Annotated in this window: 18 protein-coding genes and 1 pseudogene; 4 read left to right on the top strand and 15 right to left on the bottom strand. The window is 72.2% G+C overall.

Going from position 1 to position 19,426, the window contains the following annotated elements; translation table 11 throughout:
• Nucleotides 1-296: 296 nt before the first annotated feature.
• The 3 genes and pseudogenes from ACFYR0_RS11900 to ACFYR0_RS11890 all read right to left on the bottom strand — a co-directional run.
• Nucleotides 297-512, bottom strand: coding sequence for a hypothetical protein (locus tag ACFYR0_RS11900; RefSeq protein WP_389325155.1), 216 nt, complete (start codon nucleotides 510-512; stop codon nucleotides 297-299).
• Between the two features lie 77 nt (nucleotides 513-589).
• Nucleotides 590-1,705 carry a methyltransferase domain-containing protein gene (locus tag ACFYR0_RS11895; RefSeq protein WP_389325152.1) on the bottom strand — a complete coding sequence of 372 codons (1,116 nt, stop codon included), beginning with the start codon at nucleotides 1,703-1,705 and terminating at the stop codon, nucleotides 590-592.
• A gap of 163 nt (nucleotides 1,706-1,868) precedes the next feature.
• Nucleotides 1,869-2,105: pseudogene (locus ACFYR0_RS11890) on the bottom strand (type 1 glutamine amidotransferase domain-containing protein); the annotation flags it as partial.
• A 274-nt stretch (nucleotides 2,106-2,379) separates the two neighbouring features.
• On the opposite strand from ACFYR0_RS11890, the gene ACFYR0_RS11885 reads away from it, so the two are divergent.
• Nucleotides 2,380-3,354 carry an alpha/beta hydrolase gene (locus ACFYR0_RS11885; protein WP_389325149.1) on the top strand — a complete coding sequence of 325 codons (975 nt, stop codon included), beginning with the start codon at nucleotides 2,380-2,382 and terminating at the stop codon, nucleotides 3,352-3,354.
• Between the two features lie 205 nt (nucleotides 3,355-3,559).
• Here the strand turns inward: ACFYR0_RS11885 and ACFYR0_RS11880 are convergent, their stop codons facing one another.
• The 3 genes from ACFYR0_RS11880 to ACFYR0_RS11870 form a co-directional block, all read right to left on the bottom strand.
• The gene (locus ACFYR0_RS11880) at nucleotides 3,560-4,801 is read right to left on the bottom strand and encodes an NADH:flavin oxidoreductase/NADH oxidase family protein (protein ID WP_389325146.1); all 1,242 of its coding nucleotides are present in this window, start codon (nucleotides 4,799-4,801) and stop codon (nucleotides 3,560-3,562) included.
• A gap of 251 nt (nucleotides 4,802-5,052) precedes the next feature.
• Nucleotides 5,053-5,721, bottom strand: a complete 669-nt coding sequence (locus tag ACFYR0_RS11875; RefSeq protein ID WP_389325143.1) for an HAD family hydrolase — start codon at nucleotides 5,719-5,721, stop codon at nucleotides 5,053-5,055.
• A gap of 5 nt (nucleotides 5,722-5,726) precedes the next feature.
• Nucleotides 5,727-5,999 carry a hypothetical protein gene (locus ACFYR0_RS11870; RefSeq protein ID WP_389325140.1) on the bottom strand — a complete coding sequence of 91 codons (273 nt, stop codon included), beginning with the start codon at nucleotides 5,997-5,999 and terminating at the stop codon, nucleotides 5,727-5,729.
• Nucleotides 6,000-6,212: 213 nt separating this feature from the next.
• Here ACFYR0_RS11870 and ACFYR0_RS11865 point away from each other — a divergent pair, with 213 nt between their 5' ends.
• Nucleotides 6,213-6,737 (top strand): hypothetical protein, encoded by a 525-nt coding sequence (locus tag ACFYR0_RS11865; RefSeq protein WP_389325137.1) that lies wholly within the window; start codon nucleotides 6,213-6,215, stop codon nucleotides 6,735-6,737.
• A 45-nt stretch (nucleotides 6,738-6,782) separates the two neighbouring features.
• On the opposite strand, the gene ACFYR0_RS11860 is transcribed toward ACFYR0_RS11865, so the two are convergent.
• The 3 genes from ACFYR0_RS11860 to ACFYR0_RS11850 all read right to left on the bottom strand — a co-directional run bounded on the left by ACFYR0_RS11860 (nucleotide 6,783) and on the right by ACFYR0_RS11850 (nucleotide 12,570).
• Entirely contained in the window at nucleotides 6,783-7,544 is a 762-nt protein-coding gene (locus tag ACFYR0_RS11860) for a class E sortase (RefSeq protein WP_389325134.1), read from the bottom strand.
• A gap of 134 nt (nucleotides 7,545-7,678) precedes the next feature.
• Nucleotides 7,679-8,602, bottom strand: a complete 924-nt coding sequence (locus ACFYR0_RS11855; RefSeq protein ID WP_389325469.1) for an SGNH/GDSL hydrolase family protein — start codon at nucleotides 8,600-8,602, stop codon at nucleotides 7,679-7,681.
• Between the two features lie 278 nt (nucleotides 8,603-8,880).
• The gene (locus ACFYR0_RS11850) at nucleotides 8,881-12,570 is read right to left on the bottom strand and encodes a CHAT domain-containing protein (RefSeq protein ID WP_389325131.1); all 3,690 of its coding nucleotides are present in this window, start codon (nucleotides 12,568-12,570) and stop codon (nucleotides 8,881-8,883) included.
• A gap of 189 nt (nucleotides 12,571-12,759) precedes the next feature.
• Here ACFYR0_RS11850 and ACFYR0_RS11845 point away from each other — a divergent pair, with 189 nt between their 5' ends.
• Both ACFYR0_RS11845 and ACFYR0_RS11840 read left to right on the top strand, forming a co-directional pair.
• Entirely contained in the window at nucleotides 12,760-13,137 is a 378-nt protein-coding gene (locus ACFYR0_RS11845; RefSeq protein ID WP_389325128.1) for a hypothetical protein, read from the top strand.
• Nucleotide 13,138: 1 nt separating this feature from the next.
• Nucleotides 13,139-14,083, top strand: a complete 945-nt coding sequence (locus ACFYR0_RS11840) for a hypothetical protein (protein ID WP_389325125.1) — start codon at nucleotides 13,139-13,141, stop codon at nucleotides 14,081-14,083.
• Nucleotides 14,084-14,159: 76 nt separating this feature from the next.
• Here the strand turns inward: ACFYR0_RS11840 and ACFYR0_RS11835 are convergent, their stop codons facing one another.
• From ACFYR0_RS11835 to ACFYR0_RS11810, 6 genes are all read right to left on the bottom strand, one after another.
• Nucleotides 14,160-14,471: a hypothetical protein gene (locus ACFYR0_RS11835; protein WP_389325122.1), complete on the bottom strand. Its 312-nt coding sequence runs from the start codon at nucleotides 14,469-14,471 to the stop codon at nucleotides 14,160-14,162.
• 120 nt (nucleotides 14,472-14,591) lie between these two features.
• On the bottom strand, nucleotides 14,592-15,326 hold the full coding sequence (locus ACFYR0_RS11830; RefSeq protein ID WP_389325119.1) for a translation initiation factor IF-2: 735 nt from the start codon (nucleotides 15,324-15,326) through the stop codon (nucleotides 14,592-14,594).
• 107 nt (nucleotides 15,327-15,433) lie between these two features.
• A complete protein-coding gene (locus tag ACFYR0_RS11825) occupies nucleotides 15,434-16,057 on the bottom strand; it encodes a dihydrofolate reductase family protein (RefSeq protein ID WP_389325116.1) in 624 nt (207 codons plus the stop codon).
• A gap of 203 nt (nucleotides 16,058-16,260) precedes the next feature.
• Nucleotides 16,261-17,229, bottom strand: a complete 969-nt coding sequence (locus ACFYR0_RS11820; RefSeq protein ID WP_389325113.1) for an SMP-30/gluconolactonase/LRE family protein — start codon at nucleotides 17,227-17,229, stop codon at nucleotides 16,261-16,263.
• Between the two features lie 344 nt (nucleotides 17,230-17,573).
• Nucleotides 17,574-18,620 carry a M4 family metallopeptidase gene (locus tag ACFYR0_RS11815; RefSeq protein ID WP_389325110.1) on the bottom strand — a complete coding sequence of 349 codons (1,047 nt, stop codon included), beginning with the start codon at nucleotides 18,618-18,620 and terminating at the stop codon, nucleotides 17,574-17,576.
• A 162-nt stretch (nucleotides 18,621-18,782) separates the two neighbouring features.
• The gene (locus ACFYR0_RS11810; RefSeq protein ID WP_389325107.1) at nucleotides 18,783-19,391 is read right to left on the bottom strand and encodes a dihydrofolate reductase family protein; all 609 of its coding nucleotides are present in this window, start codon (nucleotides 19,389-19,391) and stop codon (nucleotides 18,783-18,785) included.
• Nucleotides 19,392-19,426: the final 35 nt, after the last annotated feature.

Here is a 19,426-nt window from a genome sequence, read left to right as displayed (position 1 = left end):
GATGGCCGGCGCGAGAGCGACCGCGAGGGCGCTGGGCACACCACGGCGGGGCATGGGATACCGCGATCCGTACGCGGGGAGCAGCCTGCGGGGAAGGTCGGTGGTCTCCGCCAGGACGAGATGGCGTCTCTGTGCGTCGGGCGGGAACGCGGCCGCCAGGTGCGCGTGGGCGGCGTCCCGCACGTCCACGACGGCGACGGCTACGCGTGGGGCACCGGATCGCGCAGGGCCGTCGGCCATCTGCCGGGCGATGGTGAAGCTCTCGCTGGTCGGGTCGGCGCTCAGCGCGGGGCCGATCACCAGGACCGGGTTGACGGTGACAAGGCGTCGGCGTCCTGGGCCCGCGCGATCCGTCCCGACTCCTTCTCCGCGAGGGTCTTGGAGTAGCTGTAGGGCTCGCGGTCGAGTGACGAGGTCGGGTTCCAGTTCCCCTCGTTCACGATCCGGCCGGGGAGGCGCAGGACGTCCTCCGCGTCCCCGATCATGGCGGCGATCGAGCTGGTGAGCACCACCCGATCGACACCGTCAACCTCGTTCGCGCTGGTGAGCACGTTGTCGGACTTCGCGTGACGTTCTCGGGTCCGCCGGCTCAGGCCACGAGGAGGCGGAGGCCGAGCTCGGCCGTGTCGAGGGCGACGAGGTCGCGGTTGCGCTCGGCCCACCGGCCCGAGGCCAGGTCGTCGCGCAGCCTGCCGACCGCTCGCTGCTCGGCCTTCGGCCCGACCCTGGTCCACACCGACACCGCGCGGCGCACCGGCTCCTCCAGGTACGCCTCGGGCCGACGCCAGTGGGCCTCGAAGAAGCCGTCGGCGCAGTCCCACGGGATGAGCACCGGCTCCATGCGGGCCCCGATGACGCCGGCCAGCTGATCCACCGAGGGCCGGCCGACGACCAGACGGGCGGCCTCGGGCAGGTAGTCGCGGGTGAGCCAGAACCGGTGAAGCCAGCCGGCGTCACTGGCGTCGTGCGTGAACACCACCACACGCCGGGCCACTCGCCGCATCTCACGCAGCCCCGCGACCGGGTCCTGCCAGTGATGAACGGTGCTGAAGGCCATCGCGGCGTCGAAGGACTGATCCTCGAACGGCAGGCTCTCCGCCGCGGCGGCCACACACCGCGCCGCGCCCGGCGGACGCTGCGCCCGCATGACCGCCGACGGTTCCACCGCGGTCACCTCGCGGTCCGGAGGCTCGTAGGAGCCGGTGCCGGCGCCCACGTTCAGCACCGTCCGCGCGTCACCGAGCGCGTCCCAGACCTTCGCGGCGATCCGCGGCTCGGTGCGTCGCGTCGCCCCGTAGTCGGACCCGATCACTTCGTACAACTGCGGTCCGAACACCTTCAGTTGGTCCTCCGGCGTCGTCCTGATCCCCATCGCCCGTGCCTCCAGTTCCCGGTCTATGGCCGTCACCATGGCTGCAGCGCGGTCGCGCTGGTCCAGCAGCAGGGCGCGCAGCCGGTGCAGGCGCGCGACCGCGTCGGTGGCCGGATCGTCGACGAGATCCGCGATCTCGCGCAGTCCGAAGCCGAGCCGCCGGTAGGCGAGCACCTCCCGCAGCCGCTCCACGTCGCCGGCCGAGTAGGCGCGGTAACCGGCCGAGGTCCGCGCGGACGGCCGCACCAGGCCGATCTCGTCGTAGTGATGCAACGTACGCACGCTCACACCGGCGAGCCCGGCCACACGTCCCACGGTCAGCTGCTCCTCCATGACACCGACCCTGCGGCATCACGCCACGTGAGGGTCAAGCGCTCGGCTCCTGCTACCGCGTGGTTTTACGCCGAGCGCGGGGTACGCGCTCCGGAAGTGGGCTGGATCCGGGCGTTGTGGGCAGACGCCCGGCGGTGAGACGCCGGGCCGGTGGGCCGCGGCCTCAGCGCGCCGTCCTGCTCAGGTCTTCCACCAGGCGGCGGGCGAGGGAGCCGGAGGACGGGGGGTTCTGGCCCGTGTAGAGGTTGCGGCCGACCACTACGAAGGGGCGAAGGGGCAGTCGGGCCTTGACGTAGTCCGCGCCGCTGTCGCGCAGTCGGTCCTCCAGCAGCCAGATGGCCTTGCGGCCGTGGCTGGTGAACCTCTCCTCGACATTGGACAGGGCCGTCATGCGGTAACCGAGGACAAGGTGTTTTTTTGCCAACAGGGCGGCCTGGCATGCCGATTGGCCCTGGTGGACCGTTGATGGCGCCTGCGTACGTGCGCCTCGGACGAGGGGCAGCAGCGGGCCGACCGGCCGTCCGAAGGGGCCGTGCTGAGCCAAGTTGCGCATTGCATAGAGGGCGCGAACGATGGGAACCGGGCTTTTTCCGCCCTGGGGCCGGGGGGTCATCAGTCGCGGCCGGTCGTGGTCGCGGAAACAGGTACGCACGTACTCGTGACACGGAGTCGACATGACCGAGCTTCCTCCGCCCATCACTCCCTACCTCGAGCCTGCCGCGAAGGAGTTGTGCGAGGCGACCGACCCGCACCCCCGCATCTACGAGGTTCCACCGGAGAAGGGCCGGGACATCCTGCTCAGCCTCCAGGTCGACCCCAGCGTGCCCCGCCCGGACGTCGACGAGGAGTGGGTCGACGTGGACGCCGGCGAGTGGGGCACGGTCCGTACCCGCGTCATCCGGCCCAAGGGATCGACGGGTCCGCTGCCGGTGGTGTTCTACATCCACGGCGCCGGCTGGGTGTTCGGCGACGACAAGACCCACGACCGCCTCTTCCGTGAACTCGCCGTCGGCGCGGGCGCCGTGGGCGTCTTCCCCGTCTACGACCGGGCCCCCGAGGCGAAGTACCCGACCCAGGTCGAGCAGAACTACGCGGTGGGCCAGTGGGTCCTGCGGCACGGCGCCGAGCACGGCATGGACACCTCGCGCATCGCCGTCACCGGCGAGTCGGTCGGCGGCTGCATGTCGGCGGTGTTCGCGCTGATGAACAAGGAGCGCGGCGGGATCGACCTCAAGGCCCAGTGCCTGCTCTACCCCGTCACCAACGCCGACTTCAGTACCCCGTCCTACCTCCAGTTCGCCGAGGGCTACTACCTCACCCTCGACGGCATGAAGTGGTTCTGGGACGCCTACACCACCGACCCCGCTCAGCGCGCCGAGCACCACGCCTCCCCGCTCCGGGCGAGCCTCGACCAGCTGAAGGGCCTGCCCACGACGCTGGTCATCACCGACGAGGCCGACGTCCTGCGCGACGAGGGCGAGCAGTACGCCAACAAGCTGCGCGAGGCGGGCGTGGACGTCACGTCCGTCCGGGTGGCCGGCATGGTCCACGACTTCCTGCTCCTGGACAGCCTGCGCGACACCCGCGCCGCCAACGTCGCCCGCAAGCTCGCCGTCGACTTCCTCAGGACGGCACTCGAGGACGGCTGAGCCGTACGAGTGCGCACACTCGCGTGCGCTGGGACGATGCCGGGTCCGCCCGCGCCCTGCACGGCGCGGGCGGACCCGGCTCGTGGCCGGTGAAGCGGCGCTCTGTACGGCGCGGGTGGCCTCGGCTCGTGGCCGGCGACGTGGCGACCGGCACCACAGCCGCCTGCGGTCGGGCAGGGGCCCGGGGCGGCGGGCGGTCGCGGGACTACGCGGTCTCCCGGGTGGGCAGCCACGCACGGTAGCGGCGCAGGGCCCTGCGCTGCCTCCGCTGCTCGGCGAGCAGGGCGATGGCCGGGTGGGTGCCCGGCCTGGTCCTGCCGCCGCGGGCGAGGCGGCGCAGCTGGTGGCGGACCTGGGCCATGCTCGCGGCTGACGCGAGGGCCTTGTCCGACCAGGTCACGGGCCGCATCCGCCCCTCGGCCTCCCGCCCCTCGCGCCAGCGGTCGGGCAGGTCGGGGGTGACGGCCAGGGCGGTTCCCATCCCGATGATCGCCACGTCGCTGTCCAGGACCCGCTCCGCGGTCTCGCGACGGGTGATGCCGCCGGTCAGCATCAGCGGCAGCGGGCTGGTCCTGACCAGGTCCTTCGCCAGGTCCAGGAAGTACGCCTCGCGGGCCTGGGTGCGCGAGTCGGTGCGGCGGCCGGTCATCGCCGGGCTCTCGTAACTGCCGCCGGAGAGTTCGACCAGGTCGACGCCGAGCGGTTCGAGCATTCCGATGACCTGCCGTGCGTCGTCGGCGTCGAAGCCGCCGCGCTGGAAGTCGGCGGAGTTGAGCTTGACCGCGACGGCGAAGTACGGGGAGACGGCGGCGCGGACGGCCCGGACGACGTCCAGCAGCATCCGGGCCCGGTTCTCCAGCGAGCCGCCCCAGGCGTCGGTGCGCTTGTTGACCAGGGGCGACAGGAACTGCGACAGCAGATAGCCGTGCGCGGCGTGGATCTCCACCCCGTCGAAGCCCGCCTCCTGCGCACGCTGGGCGGTGACCGCGTACCGGGCCACGGTGGCGGAGATCTGCTCGGGGGACATGGCGACCGGGCGGCCGAAGCGGCTGCTGTGCCTGCCGAGGTCGACGCCGACGTCGGAGGGGCCCCACACGACGCCGGGCATGTCGGATCCGATCTGCCGGCCGGGGTGGTTGATCTGCATCCAGATCGCCCCGCCGCCGGCCTTGCCGGCCTCGGCCCACTCGGTGAACGGCTGCAGCGGCGCCTTCTCGTCGAGCACGACGCCCGCGGGGCCGGTCAGGGCCTCGGCGTGGACCATGACGTTGCCCGTGATCAGCAGTCCGGTGCCGCCGGCGGCCCAGCGCCGGTACAGGCCGAAGAGCTCCTGCCCCGGGAGTTGGCCGTCGGCGGCCATGTTCTCCTCCATGGCCGCCTTGGCGATCCGGTTGCGCAGCACCTGCCCGGAGCGCAGGGCCAACGGCGAGAACAGCTCGCTGGTCATCCGAGTTTCCCTCTCGATCTCGCACCACTTACGATGTGTGCGGTGTCTACATCGGGGTCCACGTTAGGGCAAAGATGTAATCACTGTAAACATGGGAGGGTGTGTTCCGTGGCACAGAGACTCGGCTGCTTTCGGAGGCGTTCTGCGTGAGGGTGCGCCCGCGCGCTGGGCGCCAGGCGGGGGAAGGAGGTCCAGAGGCGCACGTCCGACGCGTCACGGCCGTCGCGCCGCGCAGCGCGTAGGGGACGGTCTCAGGCCAGGGGGCTGCGTGCCAGTGCGGCGAGCAGGTCGGCCGGGTCCTCGAACACGGCGTCGGCACCCGCCTCTTCCAGGTCCGCGCGGGCGATGCCACCGCACAGCAGCGCCACGCACCGAACGCCGGCCCGGGTACCCGCCAGCATGTCCCACACCGTGTCCCCGACGAACACGGCCCGTTCCGCCGGTACGCCGGCCAACTCCAGTGCTCGTTCGACGGGTTCGGGCGCCGGCTTGCCCTCGTCGACGTCGTCGGCGCTCGCCGTCGCCGTGATGGCCTCGTCCGCGTCGATCGCACGACGCAGCGCGGACAGTTCGTCGTCCCCGGCCGAGGTGGCCAGCACGACCGTCCAGCCGTCGTCGGCCAGTCGGCGCAGCAGGCGTCCCGCGTCCGGCAGCGCGGTGAGCCGCTCGAAGTACTGGGCGTACAGGGTCTTGTGGGCGGCGCTGAGGGCTTCCGTGTCGCCGACGTTCGGGGCCTGCTCGCCGTCGCCGGTGAGCAGGCGGGCGACAAGGTCCTCGGAGGCGAGCCCGATCGCCCGGTGGATCGCATGCGTGGTCACCGTGTGCCCGGCCCGGCGGAACGCCTCCCACCAGGTGACCACGTGCAGATGGTTGGTGTCGACGAGGGTTCCGTCCACATCGAACACGGCGGCCCGTTCCATGGTCCTCAGTCCTCTCGCCTCTCCAGCGGGTGGACCGCGGGGCCTTGGACACTGCGGCCGTCCGGAGCGACGTGGGAGCCGTGGCACGGGCACTCCCGGATCCGGCCCGCCTCCAGCGCGGCGACCTGATACCCGCGCTGGGAGAGCTCCCATACCGTGCCGGGGCCCGCCATCCCGACGTCGACGGTGGCCTCGGGCGAGAGCGGGCCGACGGGCTCACCGCCCGGCGCGGCCTCGATCCGGTACGGCCCCCGGGGCGGTTCCTGCGCAGCGTTCATGGTCGCCGGGTTCCCGTCCCGCGCGATCGCACGCGCACCGAGACCGATCCCTTATGCGGTGTTTCGTGCGCCTCGGGCATGGGACCCGTCCAGCACGGCACCAGCGCGCGCTGAGGGCGGAGCGGCCATGGAGGCCGTCCACGAGCCCGCTCCGGCGTACAGCGGGGCGCCGGACCGACGCACCACCGGACCCGCCGAGCGAAGGAAGCCGCCATGAACGTTCCGACACGCCACCAGGCGCCGGCCCGGCACGTCAGCTCCTCCCTCCTGGGCATCTACCTCAACGATCACCTCGCGGGCGCCACCGGCGGCACCGAGCGCGCACGCCATATGACGCGGTCGTACGGCCGCACCCAACTCGCCGCGACGCTGGAGCCGATCGCCACCGAGATCGCCGAGGACCGGGCCACACTGCTCGCCCTCATGGACCGCCTCGACATCCCCGCGCGCTCCTACAAGGTCTATGCGAGCCGCGTCGCCGAGCGGCTGGGACGGCTGAAGAGCAACGGCCGCCTCGTACGGCGTTCCCCGCTGAGCCCGCTGCTCGAACTGGAGGCCCTGCGGGTGGGCGTCGAGGGCAAGACGGCCCTGTGGCAGACGCTGCGTGACCTCGCCGACCACGAGAAGCGCCTCGACCCCGACCTGCTCGACCACCTCGTCGCACGTGCCCGGCGGCAGCAGGACGTACTGGAGAAGCTGCGACGCCGCCAACTGGGGACAGCGCTGCTGACGAAGTGAAGCCGCTCCCTCACACATCGGGCGGCGCCTGCCTCCGAGGGCTGCCTATGCCCGGCCCTCCGCGGAAGCCCCGTCGGCCTTCTTTTCCGAGACGAGCGTTCCCACCTTGTCGATGCGGTGCTCGGGATTGTTCCGGTCGTCCCGCCAGTGGTTCCCCGCCGCGTTGTCCTCGGGGGTGGCGCAGGTCGAGATCGTGATCATGGCCTGGGTGGGAGTCTCCCCGGGCTTTCCGGGCACCGCGGCCCGCTGCTCCTCGAGCGAGCGCTCCGACCGGAACGACGTCCACCGCGACTCCGTGATCCGGTAGGTGTAGACCGTGTCGCCGAGGCGGATGCGCACGGTGTCGCCCTTGTCCAGATCGGGCAGGTCGCGCAGAGGTCCGCCCGCGCTCAGCCGGTGGGCGGTGACCAGGTAGTTGCCCTTCTCGCCGGGGCCGACACCGCCTCGCTCCCCGTGGGGACTCGCGGCCACACCGAGGTCCTGGATCCGTGTTCCGGGCCAGTCGTCGGTCGTCCCCTCGTACGGCACGACCTTCAGGTCACGCACGCCGATGTCGGGGATGGTCAGGGATGCCGGTGTGGTGCGCGGGTCGACCGCGGGCCGCGGAGCGGGGGAGGGGAGGGACGGGGTGGCCTGCGCGCTGTGCCGCGGAATCCCGTCAGGGGGCGGCGCCGACGCCGGCGACGTGTGAGCCCGTTCCGCGTGCGGCGTGGGCGCGGCGGTGTCCGAGTCTTTCGCCGCGCATCCCACGACGAGGCCGAGCAGACCGGTGGCCAAGGCTGCGAAAGAAGCGCGTGTGCTGATCATGGGGCTCCCGACCGGCGGCCGGATCTGGAACGGGGTGCGAGGAACCGGCTGCCTCTCAGGAAGAACGTACGGGCCGCCACCCGTGTTCCCCGCCCGCCGGAACCCTTGCCCGGGCAGGGCGGGGAACGGGCAGGTCAGCGGCGTCCGGACCGCTTGGTCAGGCGCTCGAGGACCGCGCTCGCCGAAGCCTCCATGCCCTTGGCGTTGGGGTGCGCGGGGGCGGCGGGCGCGGCGGGCTGGAGGGGCTCGACCCAGCGGTCGGCGGGCGCCTTGCACATGTCGTGTCCGACGGACGGACCGTAGGTGTCGACGAACTCGGCCCGGTTCAGCCACGCCACCAGGCGGAGCATCTGGTTCAGACGCCTGCCCGTGTCCCGGAGGTAGGGGAAGTCCTTCGCGGCGAAGGGTACCGAGGGGTAGCAGCCGCTGCCGTCGTCGGGCAGCAGAGCGGGATAGCCGACGACGATCACGCGTGCGTGCGGTGACCGTTCGTGCACCGCGCGCAGCACACGGGCGACCTTCGGGGCCGTCTCGAGGATGTTCAGTGCGAGGCGGTCGATCCCGGAGGACGTGTAGTGCTGCCGGCACGGGTCGCCCGTGAGGTCCTTGGAGCTGAGCGTGGCGCAGGTGCCGATGATGGGGCCGAACCCGATGTCGTTGCCGCCGATCTGGAGGGTCACCACGTCGGTGGTCCGCTTCAGGGCGTCCAGCTGGGGCCCGTTGGTCCCCTGGGCCTTCCACATCTCGTCGGTCTTGGCGCCGCCGCAGCTGACGTCCGTGAAGGAGGCGACCTTGTACCGGGCCGCCACGAGCGAGGGGTAATTGTGGTCCGAGCGTGCGCAGTTGGCGTCGACCTGCCGCGGAATCAGCGGGCCGGACGTGTACGAGTCGCCCAGCGCCACGTAGTCCACCGGACGCGGGGAATGCTCCTCCCCGGCAGTGGCGGGAGCCGAGGCGCCGACGCCGGCGACGAGCGCGCAGCTGCTCAGCGCCGCGCCCAGCGCCATGGTGCGGCGCCGTCTCGAGACGTCACCCTCCGGACGCGTGTGATGGTTCATCATGCCCCTCTCCGCTGACGCCCGGACGGCCCGTGGCGCCGGACCGACCGTCGAGGCGCACGGGGGGACGGCGACACCAGGACAACCGGACACGCTCCTGTCCCACAGGTTCGACATCGCTTGTATACCGGCCAGTAGGCTCGCGGAACAGACTCTGGTCGACGCGGACTTGTTCAACTTTCGCCCAACGGGCCGGGCTGTCGGGGCGACCGCATGTCCGTTCCGACGCGCTTGTCGTTTTCGGCGGGGTGCGGTCGTGGCTGGACGGCTGTGGAGCGCTACGGACCTACGTGGACATAGCAGGCCCAGTTCAGGGGCGAGGCCTGGGTGGGGTCCCGGCGGAGGCGTTGGACGGCGTCGTGGAGCGCGCGGGCGCTGTCGCCCGTGCCCTGGTCCGAGGCCTTCAGGGCCTGGTAGAAGTCGCGCGTGACGCCGGGCGCCGGTCCGTCGGCGAGGCTCCAGAGCGTGCCGACGACATGCTGGAACCCGGCGAGCTGGAAAGCGGCGGCGAGATGGATCGCCTCGTCGGCGAGGGCGCTGGTGCCGCGGGCGGTGTGACATGCGGAGAGGAAGGCGAGCTCGGCGCCGGAGAGGTCCTGCTCGGCGATGCCGGTCACGGAGAGGGGGCCGTCGCGCAGGAGCAGGTGGCTGTCGGCGGGGTCGTCCGGGTCGTGCGTGCCGTGGCAGGCGAAGTGGACCCAGGGATGCGAGGGCAGAGCGGACAGGACGGCGGGCAGGACGGCCTGGTCTCCTGCCCGGAGGGTGTGGCGGTCGCCGAAGAGGTCGCCCAGCATGGACAGTTCGGCCCGGACGCCGGGCAGGTCGGCCAAGGGTGCGGTGTCTTCCGGTGCGTCGGCGACTCCTACCGCGAGGAGTCGCGGCTGCCGGGAGGGTCGGTGCGATCTGGCCCTGATGAGTGAGCCCAGGGTCGGGGTGTAGGAGGAGATCACCCGGTCGATGACCCGCGGGCCGTTCGGGGGTCCGGCGGCGTGCAGCGGGAGGAGCGCCAGTGGGCCGGTGGGGCACCACCACAGGCGTGGCAATGTCGGGCCGGGCTGGTCCAGCCGTGGCGCCGTCGGGCCGGGCTGGTCCAGGCCGAGCACGGAGAGGACGGGTTCGGCGATGTCCCTCCACAGCCGGTGAAGGGTGTCGGTGATCCGGGTCGCCAGAGCGTGGGCTTCGAGGGGGCCGAGAGTGAGTCCGGGCTGGTTGAGCCGGCTGATGGCGTCGAGGAAGCCGGCGGTGGCGAGTTCGATGTCCTCGGCGGTGACGCGGGGCAGCCTGACGAGTCTGATCGGGTCCTCGCCCGGGGTGCACGTGAGCAGGAGGGCGTCACAGCGGTGGCTGCTGATGTTGACGATGGCGACCGGACCGTCGTCGGCGGCGTGGTGCAGGTGTTCGAACGACGGCGGCTCGAGGAAGTCGGCGAAGCCGGGGAGACTACGGATCCGGGCCAGGACGTCGTCGAATCTCTTGCTGAGCCCCCAGCGCCGCGAGGCGTTTCCGGCCGACCCGGTGTTCTCACCGTCCAGGCCCGGTCGTCCGCCTTCCATGCCCGGTCGTGCGCCGTCCAGGCCTGGTCGTCCGCCTTCCAGGTCGGCGCAGATCGCGTCGAACTCCGAGGCCAGGGCCGGGTGTTCGGCGCGCAGTGCACCGCGGTCGGTGCGGGTCTGCATCAGCTGGGACCAGATCACCGAGCGCCCCTGCTCCAACAGCCGGACGGCACCCGGCAGGTCGCCGGCCGCGATCGCGGCCGCTGCGGCATCCCCGGCCAGCAGGGGCAGTTGCGCGATCTGGGCCAGCCGGGATGTCCGGGGGATGCCTCGGTCCGCCAGCCGGGGCAGCAGGTCCTCGATCGCCGTACGGTAGCTGGCGAGCGCGCCCTCGGCGTCGCCGGTCAGCATGCTCAGCTTGCCCGAGTAGAACGCCGAGAACAGGCGGGTTCGTGTCGTGGCGGCCGGGCTGGCGGTGGCGGCTCGGAAGGCCGCCAGAGCCTCGTGGGCGGTCTCGGCCGAGCCTCCGGCCTCCAACCGTCTGACGAGGGTGGTTCCGAGCTCCGACTGCAGGTGGGCCAGGTTGGCGTCGTCGGGACTGTGGGCGCGCAGCTCGCGGGCGGTCTGGCGGAGGATGTCGGCGGAGGCGTCGAGGTCGGCCGGGTTGCCGCTGTCGCGAAGCGCCGCGGCGAGTTTGAGCCGCATGACGGGGTGGTCGACGTGGGTGGGCGGGGTGGCGGCGGTCGCCGCGCGGAGGGCGGTGATCGCACCGTCGAGATCCTCCCGCCGCCCGAAGACGCCGTGGCGGGAGTGCAGGGCGGCGGCCAGGTGGGTCAGCGCGCGGCCGGTCTCGGCGCCGGGCGGTGCGATGCCCACCGCCGTGCGGGCGGCGGCGACGGCGTTGTCGATGTCCTCGCGGTGTCTCAGAGTGACGAACCGGGCGAGCAGGAGGCCGCTGAGGACGGTCGGTGCCGTGTGCTCGGCGGCACCTCGGAGGTCGGCGAGGCCGACAGCGTCCTCGGCCGCCTTGATCGCGGCGGTGAGGTCCTCCAGGTCTCCCACGGTCTCGAATCGGACGCGCAGGACGAACGCGAGGGCGGCCAGCCGGTCGACGCGGGCGGGATCGTCGTCGGGGGTGGCCGCGAGCGCGGCGGAGGCGGTGTCGAACGCCTCGGCCAGGTCGACCGGGTCGGCCTTGAGGCGAAAGCGGTGGAACAGCGCGGCGGACTGTGCGGACAGGGCGGGTGCATGCCCGGGGATCGCCTCGAGCGCCTCACGGGCCAGCCGCAGCGCCGCCTCCATGTCGTCGGAGTCTCCGAGCCGGACGAACTGGCCCAGCAGACTCGTGGCGAGGGCGACGAGGACGTCCGGCTCGGGCTGCTCGATGCCCAACCCGTCTGCCTTGGGCTGGGGTTGGCCACTCAGGGCCAGCGCGTAGCGTTGCCGCAGGGCGTGCACGTTCTGGTGCAGCGCCGCCCGCTGCGGATCGTCGGGTGGCGCGATGCGTTCGCCCTCGGCCGTGGCGGCAAGGGCTGCCGTCAGGTCGTCGAGGTTGCCGGTGAGGGTGTGGCGGGCGAGGAGCATGTTCCCGAGGCTGCCCAGCACTCCGGGCAGGCCCGGGTGCTCGCTGGGCATGATCTTCGCCTCGTGGGCGGCCGCGTCGATCGCCTCGTCGAGATACTTCTCGATCCGGGTGTACTGGTACCGCTTCCAGTGCAGAACCGCGAGCTGGAACCACCAACCGGCCTCGGGGGAAGTTGCGTTCACCGACTCCCGACGGGCGCTGATCGCCCGGTCGAGGTGGACGATGTCATGCTGGTGGTCGAACAGCGTGTCCTGGACGTTCGCGAGGCGGTCCCACATCCGCGGTCTTTCCGGATTGCCTTCCGCCGCGTTCGCCGCCAGTTCCATGTGGTGGGCGGCGATCTTGAGCCCGTCCGGTGCGCCCACGGCCTCGGCCAGCTGCATCCAGGAACTGCCCAGGTTGAACCGGAGCGCAGGCTGCTCCTCCTCGGGAGCGGTCCGCAGCGCGGCTTCGAGCAGGGCGATGGCGGTACCGGGGACCTCGGGGTCGTCGCTCCGTCCGCAGGCGTCGAGCAACAGCATGCCCATCGAGCTGAGCAGGTCGTGCGGTTGCGGCACCGGGGGAGGCGCGGCGGCGAACGCCTCGGCGAGGCCCTCGTGAACGGCCGTGGGGGCGATCGTGTGCAGGAGGCCGAACACGGACAGCCATGCGTGGTAGTCGAACGGGCCCTGTGCCCCGCCGAGCGCCTGGAGTCGAATGTCGAGCAGTGCGGCTACCAGGCGGGCGAGCGTCATGTCGTCCTCGGCCACGGAGTCCGCGTAGAGCCGCTCGCCGATCTCATGGATCAGTGAGCCCGCGGCGCACAACGGAGCAATGTCAAGCGCGAGTTGTGGGTCCCGCGCGTCGAAGTAGGCCTGGATGCAGTGCTGTAGCAGCCCGGCAGGTCCCACCGAATCCTCGTCCGGTAAGCCCTCGGTGCCTGCCTGACCTGCTTCCACCGGTTCTCCCGCCCCCGAGGCCGCGTCCTCCGGCTCAGGCTAGCCAGGAGACGGCAGGAGAGGGGCCGATTGCGGCAATGGCCCGACGCCGGTGGCGGCCCGGTGCGACGATGGCCGCCGGCAGGGGACGGGGAGGCCGGATTGACGGGCAGGGACGCGGCGGGGCTGGCGTATGTGTGCGCCCACTACGAGGAGTTGCGGGCACTGCTCGGCGACGACGGCACCGATCCGTCGACGCCTCTGGCACGGCTGCGCTCGGCCTGCGGCGGCGAAGTGGCATCGCTCGTAAGGCTGTTGGGTGAAGTCGACGCGGCGCTCAGGGCCGCGACCGGCGATTTCGTGAGCATCCGCGGTGTCGGTGAGAGCCGTCCCGGACAATCGAGCGGGCTGGAACCGCTGGAGCACGTCTTCCGGTGCCCCCTGCGACAGTGCACCGGACGGCACGGCAGCGAGGTGGCTGAAGCCCGGCCGGTCTGCTCGCTCAGCCGACGGGAACTCATCCGGGAACGGCTGGTCTGAGATGGGCGGCCTCTGGGTCGAACTGGGCAAGAAGCTCGCCGACCGCTGGGTGTCACTGCTGGTCCTGCCCGGGCTGCTCTACCTCGGCGTGGCCGCTGCCGCGTACACCCTGGGCCAGCGACACGCCCTCGATGCCGGGAGACTGATCCAGGAGGTCACGGCCGCCGCCGCGCAGCCGGCCGTGACCGGAGTCGGCGGGCAGATCGTGCTGGTGGGGGCGATCATGGTCGCCGCAGCCGCTGCGGGACTCGTCGCCGAGGCGATCGGCGCGCTGGTCGAACGACTGGTGCTGGCCGTCGGCTGGGCGGCATGGCCCCTGGGTCTGCCGGTCCTGGCCGGTGGGCGGGTACGGCGCCGGCAGGAGCGCTGGGACGACGCCCACAGCGTCTACCACGAGCAACGGCGACTCTCCCTCGCGCCCGAACCCGCCGACCGGCCCAGTCCCGCGGTGGGACGCGTCGCCCTCGCGCGGCGCGCCCGTATCGCCCTGGAACGGCCCGAGCGTCCGACCTGGAGCGGGGACCGCGTCCACGCCGTCGCCCTGCGTCTGGACCGAGAGTTCCGCCTGGACCTGGCCACCCTGTGGCCCTACCTGGAATCCGTCCTCCCCGAGGCCCTGGGTGCCCGGATCACCGAGACTCGAGCCGCGCTGGCCCGCGCCACCACCCTCGCCGGCTGGGCCGCGCTGTACGCGCCGCTCACCCTGTGGTGGTGGCCCGCCGCCCCGGTGACGCTGGTCCTGGCAGTGGCCGTCCGGCACCGCACCCGCAGCTGCGTGGACGCATACGCCGGCCTCCTCGACGTCGCCGCCCGCCTCCACACCGCCGACCTGGCCACCCAGCTCGGGTTCGACCACACCGGCCCCCTCACCCCGGAGCTCGGCGCCCGCCTCACCCACCACCTCCGTACCGAGCCCCCGCCACCGCCCGCCTCGGTCGGCGGCTGACGAGGCCGATCGCGCTCGACGGCCGGGGGCATCCGAGGCCCGCCGCGCTCGACGCCTCAGAGATCGGTCTGGTGCGTCACCGCTGATGCGCCACCGCGTCCCTGTGCAGTTCCACGGCAGCCAGCAGGCTCAGCCCGCGTTCCGCCTTCCGCAGGGCCTTCACCGCGGCGACCGAGGTGATGTCCCCGGTGAAGCCGACGGCGTCCAGCCGGGTACGGACCCAGCGGGCGCGCAGCTCGGACTCGGTGGCGGCGGCGCCGGTCTCGACGAGGGCGACGGCGCGCTCCAGGCCGGGGCGCTCCTCCGGGGGTGCGGCGGCGAGTGCCCGGCGCAACGCGGCGGCGACCACGTCCGCGTCACGGACGAGGATCACGTGGTGTTTCGTCATGCGCTTCACCTTGATCGCCAAGGCCTGTGCGGGACAAGCGACTTGAGGAGGCTCAGAGGGTGGGGTCGTGGGGGTCCAGTTCCTCGGCGGGCTCCCCTCCGCCCGGAGCCGGGCACCCGCTCAGTGCGGTGGCGGTAGCGGGTCCAGGGCGTTGCCGACGGAGCAGCCGCCCTCCCCGGGCATCCGCTGGATCCGAGGCGGCACCCACACCTCGGTGGCGCCGGGGCCCACGCGTGCGAGAAGGCAGTCCTGCGCGTCGTAGCCGTTGCCCTTCACCGACAGGAGAACGCCGACCTGTCCGCCGTCCGCCTTCACCTCCGTACGGATCGCCGGATCCAGGTCCAGGGCGGTCAGCGCGCGGCGCACCTCGGCCTCGTCCGCCCGGCCGCCCTCCGGCACCCGCGGCAGCTTCTTGCGGAGCTCCTCGTAGGGCAGTTCGGGCGGTTCGGGTGGCGGGGCGAAGGTCATCGGAGGGCCGTCCGGGCAGTCCACGTCACGGGGAGGCTCACCCCACTCCGACTTGGGCGAGACCCGCGCCTCGAAACAGCGCTGGACGACGACCTCCTGCGGGTCGAGCCAGTCGCTGTACGCTGAGCCGGACGTGCGGATGACCACGTCGATGCCGTCACCGTCGTGTGTCGAGGTCCCGGTCACCCGCAGTACCTCCACCCCGTCGATACCGGCGGCGGAGCGTCCTACCTCCTCCGCCGTGCGCGGACGCTGGCCGTAGAGCCGCTCGCCGGCCGTCCTGGCCCTGTCCCGTGCGGAGTCCGCCGCCTCGTCCTCGGAGGACTGCACCACGCCGCAGCCGACGGTGAGCAGCAACAGCGGTGGGAGTAGCAGCAGTTGGCGCATGCGCCCACCCTTTCCGGCGCCGCGCGGCACGGGCGACCGCTCACCTACTCAGACCGGCGTAGGCGATCGTACTCAGGCGGTGCGGTGATCGTCTCCCGCGGCCCCACTCAGCCGTCGAGCCCCTGGGCGGGTGCCGAGTCGCTGGGCGCGTCGCGGGCGTGCGTGACACGGAATCGCAGATGCGTGACGTGCGGCGAGGCGAGGAGCCTGGTCCGTTCCAGCTCGATGTGTTCCGTCCCCAGCTGGTCGAACAGCCGCCGGCCTTCGCCCATCAGCACCGGCGCGATCTGCAGGTTGATCTCGTCCAGGAGTCCGGCCCTGAGCGCCTGCCGGGCGATGTCCGCACCCATCAGCGTGACGTCCTTCCCGTCCGCCGCCGCTTGTGCCTCCCGAAGTGCGCTGCTGACATCACCGGTGAGGAACGTGAAGGACCCGCTTTTCATGGCCAGTCGGCTGCGGGGGGTGTGGGTCAGTACGAAGCACGGCACCGGGAAGGGCGTGTCCTGCCATACCCCGACGCCGACGTCGAATGTTCTTCTGCCCAGGACGACGGCCCCGGTCGAAGCCGAGACCTCCCGCGCCACCGCGGTGTCGACGTCGTTCGTCGATGCGTTGAAGATCCATTCGTGCAGCCGCAGACCGCCCCGGCCCATGGGGTGTTCGACGCCGATGTCCGGACCGGCCATGAAACCGTCGAGCGACATTGTGCAGTTGAGGACCACCCTGCTCATGGACGAGCACCTCTCTCCGGGGATTGTTGCCTGGCATCCACCGAAGTCGGACCGCTCGACGGAGCCGAACTCATCGGCCTCCAGACGCCGAACTCATCGAGCTGCAGAATCCGAACTCATCGGCCTCCCCCAGGGCGGCCCGGACCCTCGGCCCACGAGTCCCGATCCACCCTGGTGAGCGACCCGCCCGGCACTTCCCGGTCCTACCCGTGCTGTCCGTATCCCGGGCGGGCCGCGGCCGGCGGGACGGCGAGGCCTGTCGGTGTGTTGAGGCCGGTGAAGGCGAGGGTCACCTGTCCACCGCCGGTCTCGCGGACGCGCACGACCCGGTTGTTGAAGCCGTCGGCCACGTACAGGTTGCCGGTGCCGTCGAGCGCGAGCCCGAGCGGGGAGTTGAGGCCTGTGGTGGGTACGACGCTCTGCCGGCCCGTGCCCGCGGCCAGCTTCACCACTCGGTTGTTGCCGCTGTCGGCGACGTAGAGGTCGCCTGTGGTGCTCAGGGCCAGTCCGGTCGGCTGGGAGAGGCCCGTGGTGGGCACGGTGCTCTGGCCGCTCCCGTCCGCGGCCACCCTGACGACCCGGTCGTTGACGAAGTCGGAGACGTACAGATGCCCGTCGGGCGCCCACGCCAGCCCCCACGGGTGCAGAAGTCCCTGTGTGGTGACGGTCGTCTGGCCCCCGCCGTCGGCGGCCACTCTCACGATCCGGTCGTTGAAGCTGTCGGCGATGTACAGGTTCCCGACCGGGTCGACGGCGAGTCCCAGCGGGCGCGACAGGTCGCTCGTCGGTACGACGGACTGTTCCCCGCCGTCCGGGGGCAGGACGACGACCCTGTTGTTGCCGGTGTCGGAGACGTAGAGCCGGCTCGCGGCGTCCCAGACCATGCCGCTCGGCCGTACCAGGCCCGTCAGCGGGACGGTGATCTGCTCGCCGCCGTCCCTCGACAGGGTGATTACCCGGTTGTTGCCGTAGTCGGACACGTACGGGGGTGAGCCGAGGGGTGACCGTGCGTCACCGGGCTGCGGGGCGCTGGTCGCCCCCGCGGGGAGGGCGCAGAGCAGCACCAGACCCACCGCGGCGCCCAGCCGCCGGGTCCACCTCCGGGCCGCCGGACCGCGGTCGCCCGCGACGGGGGGATCGATCGTGGTCGACTCGGCCGGCATCCCTGCCATGACTCACCTGCCTGTGCGCTGGACGGTCGGCCCCGTGCCGTACCCCCGCCGACCCTAGGAAGCGCGGCCCGTCCGCACGGGAGCCACGCCACCGGGCCGCGTGCCCGCCACTCCAATGCCCCGCGGAGCGCGTCGGGCCGTCGCGGCCGAAGCCGGAGCGGCCGGTGTGCTACGAGCCGACGGGCGCCGATCCGTCGTTGCACGCGCGTGGACGCTGCCACGTCCGCGAGCGGCGGAGAGCGGGGTACGGACCGAGAGGGCCGGGCGGAGGCGCCCAGGTCACGGCGCCCCGGAGGCGGCGTTCCGGCCGCCTCCGGGGCGTCGCGTGTCAGGCGATGCCGGTGTCAGGCGATGCCGGGGATACCCCGTCCCTGGAACGCGGCGCGGACCGCGTCCGCCGCGCCCTTGCCGTACATCTTCCGGGCCGTCTCGACCGTCGTGTTCGCGGCCGCCGCGAAGCCGGTGTCGGCGGCGAAGCCGAACTGGGCGTTGACGATGATCCGGTCGGCGACGCGCGGGCCGAGTGCGGTGCGGATGTCGAGCAGCGCGCGGGACCAGATCTCGCCGTCGGCGTGGACCTCGCCGACCCGGTCCGCGTACGTCTTGTCGGAGTCGATGCGGCGCAGACAGTGCGGGGCGTCGCTGTACGTCACGGAGTCCCAGTCGGCGACGCAGGCGGCGTCGGCCTTCAGCGGCCAGCCGTACCGTGCTGCGGCGTGCTCGCCGACGGCGACGGCCAGGTAGTCGCCGAACGCCTCGCCGATGGAGCCGGCCTCCACGGAGGTGCCGAAGCCGGGCACCTGGGCGTGGTGCACGGCGTGGCCGTACTCGTGCACGACGACCTCGGCGTCCTCGGCGTCGTCCACGCCGCCCTTGCCGAAGCGGATCTCGGCCTTCTTGTCGGTGAAGAAGGAGTTGTCGGCGCCCCACTGGTTGATGCGGACCGGCTGCACCCTGTCGTTGGCGCCGGGCAGCTCGCTGCCGAAGCCGAGGCCTTGCAGGTACTCCTGTGCCTCGTTGACCCAGAAGTACGCCATGACCTGCTCGAACTGGTCGTCGTGCCGGTCGTACGAGGCGGTGTCGGTGAGTCGTGCGGAGGCGCCGGTGTCGGAGCGGACCGAGGCCCAGCGGCCGGAGAGCCCTCCGCTGCCGTCCAGGTTGCGCAGCGCGACGGTGGCGTAGGCGGTGGCGGGCACCGCGTCGGCGGCGTCCTTGCCGTCGGTGAGGGTCTGGTCACCCGAGGACTGGACGGGGTTGACCATGAAGACGCGGGCCTGCGGGCCGGGCGCGGCGGGGGCGGCGCCCGTGGCGGTGGCCTGGCCGGCCGTGACGATCAGGGCCACGGTGGCGGTGGCCCCGGCGATCAGTCCGCGGGGTGTGCGGCGAGCCATGTACATCCTTCCGTTGCGGATGGCGTCAAGCGGCGGTGTGGTGCGGGCGTGATCTTCGCGCACTGTCCCGCTTTTGACCAGGTGCATGGCAGGCCGCGTGCCCCGCGGGGGTGTCCGGCTGGTCGGGCCCGGCGACGCGGGCCCGGGAACGGCCGGGTGTCCTCACTCTCCGAGCGTGGCGACGGCCTCCTCGTACCCGCCCGTCGGTGGTGCGGTGTCGGGCCCGTACACGAGGTTCAGCACGCCCGTGGCGAAGGTCTCCGACGTGAGCAGCTTCAGCGGGATCGACGGCTCGCCCTCGTCGAACAGGCGCATGCCCTTGCGTACGGCGACGGGGTGGACCAGGAGATGCAGCTCGTCGAGGAGGCCTGCGGTCAGCAGCTGTCGGACGACGGAGACCGAGCCGCTCAGCGAGATGTCGCCGCCCGGTTCGCTCCTGAGCGCGGCGGCGACCTCGGCGACGTCACCCGACGCCTGTTCGGAGTTGCGCCATGGCAGGTCGAGCTGCCGGCGTGAGAACACGATCTTGCGCATGTCGCCGAGCTGCTTGGCGAAGCCCGCTTCCTGACCGCCCGCGGCCTCCCGCTCGGGCCAGGCGCCGACGAAGCTGTCGTACGTCCTGCGGCCGAAGAGCAGGATCTCCGTGCTGTTCATGCCCGCGCTGACGGCGGCGCCCATCTCGTCGTTGAAATAGGGGAAATGCCACTGGTCGGGCGCTTCGACGACGCCGTCGAGCGAGATGAACAGGCTGGCGGTGATCTTCCGTGACATGGTGTCCTCCGTATCCGGGTGCCGGTACCGGATAC

The sequence above is a fragment of the Streptomyces sp. NPDC005017 genome, assembly GCF_042873115.1.
Classification (GTDB): domain Bacteria; phylum Actinomycetota; class Actinomycetes; order Streptomycetales; family Streptomycetaceae; genus Streptomyces.
The sequence above is the reverse complement of the archived record's forward strand: the minus strand, read 5'-3'. Positions and strand labels throughout refer to the sequence as shown.